A 6,000-nucleotide genomic window follows, 5' to 3' on the forward strand; every position below is an offset into this window, starting at 1 on the left:
AGGCCCACGCAAGTGAGGATTTCCGGGTTTTTTTTTTGCCTGCGATTTGTGCGTTCGCCGATCCCGGCCAGCACTGCATGGCTCAGGTCAGAATCATCTTTTGCATCCCGCGGATATTCTGTAGCCTTGCGCCTCTTCAAAGCTCTGATGATTACTCACTCTCCCGGCGGTACCTCTTGGGTCCAGAGCCGGGGTGTATACTCGACTTTCGCGCTTAAGCGCCTGCAGGTCTTGCGAACATGACGCAGATTTCCGAACGCCTTCTGGTTCAAGCCCACCTCGACGCCAAGCAGCCCAAGCCGCTGACCGCCGACGAGGAAGCTTATTATCGTGCCGCCATCGCTGCCGAGCTCAAGGCTCAGGACGCGGTGCTGGTGGCGCATTTCTATTGCGATCCGGTGATTCAGGCCCTGGCCGAAGAGACCGGAGGCTGTGTCTCCGACTCGCTGGAGATGGCCCGTTTCGGCAACGCCCATCCGGCGAAGACGGTGGTGGTCGCCGGTGTGAAATTCATGGGCGAGACGGCCAAGATCCTCAATCCGGAAAAGCGCATCCTGATGCCGACCCTGGAAGCGACGTGCTCGCTGGACCTTGGGTGCCCCGTCGATGAGTTTTCTGCGTTCTGTGACCAGCATCCGGAGCGTACGGTGGTGGTTTACGCCAATACCTCGGCGGCGGTCAAAGCCCGCGCGGACTGGGTGGTGACTTCCAGCTGCGCGCTGGAAATCGTCGAAAGCCTGATGGATAACGGTGAAACCATCATCTGGGGGCCGGACAAGCACCTGGGCACCTACATTCAGCGTCAGACCGGTGCCGACATGCTGCTGTGGGACGGTGCCTGCATTGTTCACGAAGAGTTCAAGTCCAAGCAGCTTGAAGACATGAAGGCGCTGTATCCGGATGCGGCGATCCTGGTGCACCCGGAGTCGCCGACCTCGGTGATCGAGTTGGCGGATGCCGTTGGCTCCACCAGCCAATTGATCGCGGCGGCACAGAGCCTGCCGAACAAGACCCTGATCGTCGCTACCGATCGCGGTATCTTTTACAAGATGCAGCAGCTGTGCCCGGACAAGGTCTTTATCGAAGCGCCTACGGCCGGTAACGGCGCGGCATGCCGCAGCTGCGCGCATTGCCCCTGGATGGCGATGAACACCCTTGAGCGCACGCTCAAGAGCTTGAAGGAGGGTACGAACGAGATCTTTGTTGATCCGGCGTTGATTCCGCAGGCTATTCGGCCGTTGAAGCGAATGCTCGACTTTACGCAGGCGGCGCGGATGAAGCTGGCTGGGAACGCCTGAGATCTCTCATTCAGCAAAAAAACCTGTGGGAGCGAGCTTGTTCGCGATAGCGGAGTATCAGTCAACATATATTTGACTGACAGACCGCCATCGCGAGCAAGCTCGCTCCCACGGTTTTCGTATGGCTGAATTACTTGGTTTTCTTTGGGATCCTAACAAGCTGGGTATTGGAATACATGTCATGCCAGCTGCGCTTCTGCTTGTCGAACAGCGACCAAAAGAACCCCAGGCCCACGCACAGCAACGACGCGATCGACACCACAAAACGCAACAGCGCCTGCCACAGGCTGATGGACGAGCCATCGGCATTCTGTACGCGCACGCCCCAGACCTGCATGCCCAGGGTCTGCCCTGAGTAAGTCCAGAACTTGGCGAAGAAGCCGAACAGTACGAACAGCAGCACCGTTGAAAGCAGTGGATCGCCGTCCAGCGCGCCCGCTTCGGTGAGGGTGCGCATTTTCTCTTCGCCGATGATCGCCATCTGGATCATCTTGTAGACGCCGCTGGTGACGATCAGCAGGGCCGTACACAGCAGGAAGTCATAAAACATCGCTGCCAGGCGACGACCCAGGCCGACGGCGGGGAAGTCGCCCTGGGGTTTGAGCAGGTGTTTCGACATGGCAGCCTCTGGACGCAAAAGAAGCCATTTTACGGATTTACGCGCACAAAAAAGCCCCTGATGTCAGCATCAGAGGCTTTTTCGTTACAGAAGATTAAGCTTCTGCTTGTACTTCGTCAGCTTGCATGCCTTTCTGGCCCTGCACAGCGATGAAAGTCACTTTCTGGCCTTCTTTCAGGCTCTTGAAGCCGTTGCCCTGGATGGCGCGGAAATGCACGAACAGATCCGGACCGCTTTCAGGCGTGATAAAACCAAAACCTTTCTCGTCGTTAAACCACTTGACGGTACCGCTCTGACGTTGGGACATTTCTTATTTCCTTTGACGCAAAAATTAATGACAGTCTCCTTCTGATGAAAGAGTACTGGGGCTGGTTGCAGGAGAGTAAGAAGACGTCGAACGGGATGTAGCTAACTTGTAGGCTACTGCCCAGGTCACGATTCCAAGCGACCCATGCAAACACAGTGAACAAACTCTACGCCAACTACGGGAGAAAAAACAAGCCCTGTGAGAGGCCCGGATTTGCTCAGGTTGCTGGCACACCCGACAACTAGCACGGGCTTATGCGCTGGCGGTGTTCAATTGTTTTCGATCGTTATAAGCAAAGTTCATAATCGAAGCTTACAGCCAAACGATGCACTATTTTATGGCGGTTGCGTTACACATTAGTGCAGTGTAAGCGCAACCGCGTTACTTATAGGAACAGTCAATCAGCCGCGATAGTAGCGTTGCGGAACAAATGGCATTTTGCTTACAAGTAAAGGCACCTTTTTCCCACGAACAATTGCCCATACTGGCGTATCGATAGCGGTGTAGGCGCTGTCGAGGTAACCCATGGCCAATGGGCCGCCCAAGGTCGGTCCGAACCCGCCGCTGCAAACGCTGCCGATGATTTCGCCGGCTTCGTTGACGATTTCAGCCCCTTCGCGCACCGGGGTGCGTTCCTGCGGTAGCAATCCGACGCGCTTGCGGGTAACACCAGATTGTTGCTGGGCGAACACGTTTTCTGCGCCAGGGAAGCCGCCGGCGCGCACACCGTCGGTACGACGCGGCTTGGAGATGGCCCACAAAAGGCTGGCTTCGATCGGGCTGGTGTCAGTGTTCATGTCATGGCCGTACAGGCACAGGCCGGCTTCCAGGCGCAGGGAGTCGCGCGCGCCGAGGCCGATGGCCGCCACTTCAGGTTCGGCCAGCAGGGCGCGGGCCAGGGCTTCGGCGTTGGTGGCCGGTACGGAGATTTCGAAACCGTCTTCACCGGTGTAACCCGAGCGGCTGACAAAGCAGTCCACGCCCAGCAGTTTCACGCGGGCGAACTGCATGAAGGTCATCTTTGCCACTTCTGGCGCCAGACGTGCCAGCACGGTCACTGCAGCCGGACCTTGCAGGGCAAGCAGGGCGCGTTCTTCGAACAGCGGCTCGATGGTGCACTGGTCGCCGATGTGCTTGCGCAGGTGGGCCAGATCCTGGTCCTTGCACGCAGCGTTGACCACCAGGAACAGTTCGTCGTTGCCCAGGTTGGCGACCATCAGGTCGTCAAGGATGCCACCGGTCTCGTTGGTGAACATTGCGTAGCGCTGCATGCCCACCGGTAAGTCGACGATGTCCACCGGCACCAGGGTTTCCAGGGCCTTGGCGGCATTGGCGCCGGTCAGGCGAATCTGGCCCATGTGCGAGACATCGAACAGGCCGGCCTGCTCGCGGGTGTGCTGGTGTTCTTTCATCACACCCAGCGGGTACTGCACCGGCATGTCATAGCCGGCGAACGGCACCATGCGCGCGCCCAGTTCGATGTGCAGCGCGTGCAGCGGCGTTTTCAACAGTTGTTCGGTGGACATATTCAGCTCCTGGAGAAGTGTGAAGATGAGCGCGCATCAGCACTCGATAATGTTGACCGCCAAACCGCCACGGGCGGTTTCCTTGTATTTGCTTTTCATGTCGGCGCCGGTCTGGCGCATGGTGCGGATGACCTTGTCGAGGGACACGAAGTGCTGCCCGTCGCCACGCATGGCCATGCGCACGGCATTGATGGCCTTGACCGAACCCATGGCGTTGCGTTCGATGCAAGGCACTTGCACCAGCCCGCCGATCGGGTCGCAGGTCAGCCCGAGGTTGTGTTCCATGCCGATTTCCGCGGCGTTTTCCACTTGTTGCACGGTGCCGCCAAGCACCTCGCACAGGGCGCCCGCCGCCATTGAACAGGCCACGCCGACTTCGCCCTGGCAACCGACTTCGGCGCCCGAGATCGAAGCGTTTTCCTTGTACAGGATGCCGATGGCCGCGGCGGTCAGCAGAAAGCGCACCACCCCGTCATCGTTCGCGCCGGGGATGAAGCGCATGTAGTAATGCAGTACCGCCGGGATAATCCCGGCCGCGCCGTTGGTCGGGGCTGTCACCACGCGTCCGCCATTGGCGTTTTCTTCGTTGACCGCCAGGGCGTACAGGTTGACCCAGTCCAGTACCGACAGTGGATCGCGCAGTGACGATTCGGGGTTCTTGCACAGTTGCCGGTGCAGCGCTGCTGCCCGGCGCTTGACCTTCAGGCCCCCGGGCAGGATGCCTTCGTTGCGGCAGCCGGCGGCGACGCAGTCCTGCATCACTTGCCAGATTTTCAGCAGGCCGGCGCGGGTTTCCGCTTCCGGGCGCCAGGCACTTTCGTTGGTCAGCATCACCTGGCTGATGGACAAGCCATAGGTGGTGCAGTGGCCCAGCAGGTCCTTGGCACTTTTGAACGGGAAGGTCAGGGGGGTGGCGTCTTCGACGATGCGGTCGGCACCGGCGGCGTCTTCATCGACGACAAAACCACCACCGACCGAGTAGTACTCGCGGCTGCGGATTTGCAGGCCCGCGGCGTCGAAGGCGCGAAAGATCATGCCGTTGGGGTGATAGGCCAAGGGCTTGCGAATCATCGCCAGGTGTTCTTTCTCATTGAACGCAATGCTGTGTTCGCCCAGCAGGTTCAAGCGACCATTGCCGCGAATGTCGTGCAGGCGGGCGGCGACGGTTTCGGTATCCACGGTGTCCGGGTGTTCGCCTTCCAGGCCGAGCAACACAGCCTTGTCGCTGCCGTGGCCTTTGCCGGTGGCGCCGAGTGAGCCGTACAGCTCGACTTTGACGCAAGCGGTCGCTGTGAGCAGCCCTTCACGGCGCAAACCTTCGGCGAAACGTGCGGCAGCACGCATCGGGCCGACGGTGTGGGAACTGGAGGGGCCGATGCCAATCTTGAACAGGTCGAACACGCTTAACGACATGGTTGTTCTCCGGTTTCTTGTTATAGGAATTGGCGGAAATTTTTCGGGCTGGTCACGATCCTGTGGGAGCTGGCTTGCCAGCGATGGCGGTGTGTCAGGCAACAGAAATGTCGACAGATCCACCCTCATCGCTGGCAAGCCAGCTCCCACAGGGTTTTGTGGTGTTATTGAAATCGGGTGCAGATAAATGCCCCCCTCATTCGTTTAAGCGTAGCTTTCGATCGACGGGCAGGCGCAGACCAGGTTGCGATCGCCGAAGACGTTGTCGACGCGGCCGACCGGCGGCCAGTACTTGCCTTCGATCAGCGAGGCAACCGGATAAACCGCCTGCTCACGGCTGTACGGGTGCGACCACTCGCCGACCAGCTCCGCCGCGGTATGCGGGGCGTTTTTCAGTGGGTTGTCGTCCTTGTCCAGGGTGCCGTTTTCCACTGCGCGGATTTCTTCGCGGATGCGGATCATGGCGTCGCAGAAGCGGTCCAGTTCTTCTTTGGATTCGCTTTCGGTGGGCTCGATCATCAAGGTGCCGGCCACCGGGAAGGACATGGTCGGGGCGTGGAAGCCGAAGTCGATCAGGCGCTTGGCCACGTCATCGACGCTGATGCCGCTGCTGTCTTTCAGCGGGCGCAGGTCGAGGATGCATTCGTGCGCCACCAGGCCGTTGCTGCCGGTGTACAGCACCGGGTAGTGCTCTTCGAGGCGCCGGGAAATGTAGTTGGCGTTGAGGATTGCCAGCTGCGAGGCGCGTTTCAGGCCAGCGCCGCCCATCATGCGGATGTACATCCAGGTGATCGGCAGGATGCTCGCGCTGCCGAACGGCGCGGCGCACACCGCGCC

The 6,000-nt window shown here is 59.6% G+C and carries 5 protein-coding genes and 1 pseudogene; 1 reads left to right on the forward strand and 5 read right to left on the reverse strand.

Annotated elements, in window-relative coordinates:
- The first annotated feature begins 239 nt into the window (after window positions 1-239).
- The gene (nadA, locus tag ACIO0C_RS14705) at window positions 240-1,298 is read left to right on the forward strand and encodes a quinolinate synthase NadA (protein WP_008054654.1); all 1,059 of its coding nucleotides are present in this window, start codon (window positions 240-242) and stop codon (window positions 1,296-1,298) included.
- Between the two features lie 130 nt (window positions 1,299-1,428).
- Here nadA and ACIO0C_RS14710 read toward each other — a convergent pair whose 3' ends face one another.
- The 5 genes and pseudogenes from ACIO0C_RS14710 to ACIO0C_RS14730 all read right to left on the reverse strand — a co-directional run.
- Window positions 1,429-1,917, reverse strand: coding sequence for an RDD family protein (locus ACIO0C_RS14710; protein ID WP_046818799.1), 489 nt, complete (start codon window positions 1,915-1,917; stop codon window positions 1,429-1,431).
- A gap of 94 nt (window positions 1,918-2,011) precedes the next feature.
- A complete protein-coding gene (locus ACIO0C_RS14715) occupies window positions 2,012-2,224 on the reverse strand; it encodes a cold-shock protein (protein ID WP_007977299.1) in 213 nt (70 codons plus the stop codon).
- Window positions 2,225-2,625: 401 nt separating this feature from the next.
- Window positions 2,626-3,750, reverse strand: coding sequence for a glycine cleavage system aminomethyltransferase GcvT (gene gcvT / locus ACIO0C_RS14720; RefSeq protein WP_401313155.1), 1,125 nt, complete (start codon window positions 3,748-3,750; stop codon window positions 2,626-2,628).
- Between the two features lie 36 nt (window positions 3,751-3,786).
- The gene (locus ACIO0C_RS14725) at window positions 3,787-5,163 is read right to left on the reverse strand and encodes an L-serine ammonia-lyase (protein ID WP_401313158.1); all 1,377 of its coding nucleotides are present in this window, start codon (window positions 5,161-5,163) and stop codon (window positions 3,787-3,789) included.
- 204 nt (window positions 5,164-5,367) lie between these two features.
- Window positions 5,368-6,000, reverse strand: a pseudogene (locus ACIO0C_RS14730) (glycine dehydrogenase (aminomethyl-transferring)); the annotation flags it as partial.

The organism is Pseudomonas sp. NPDC087336 (genome assembly GCF_044744285.1).
In the GTDB taxonomy this organism is placed as follows: Bacteria; Pseudomonadota; Gammaproteobacteria; order Pseudomonadales; family Pseudomonadaceae; genus Aquipseudomonas.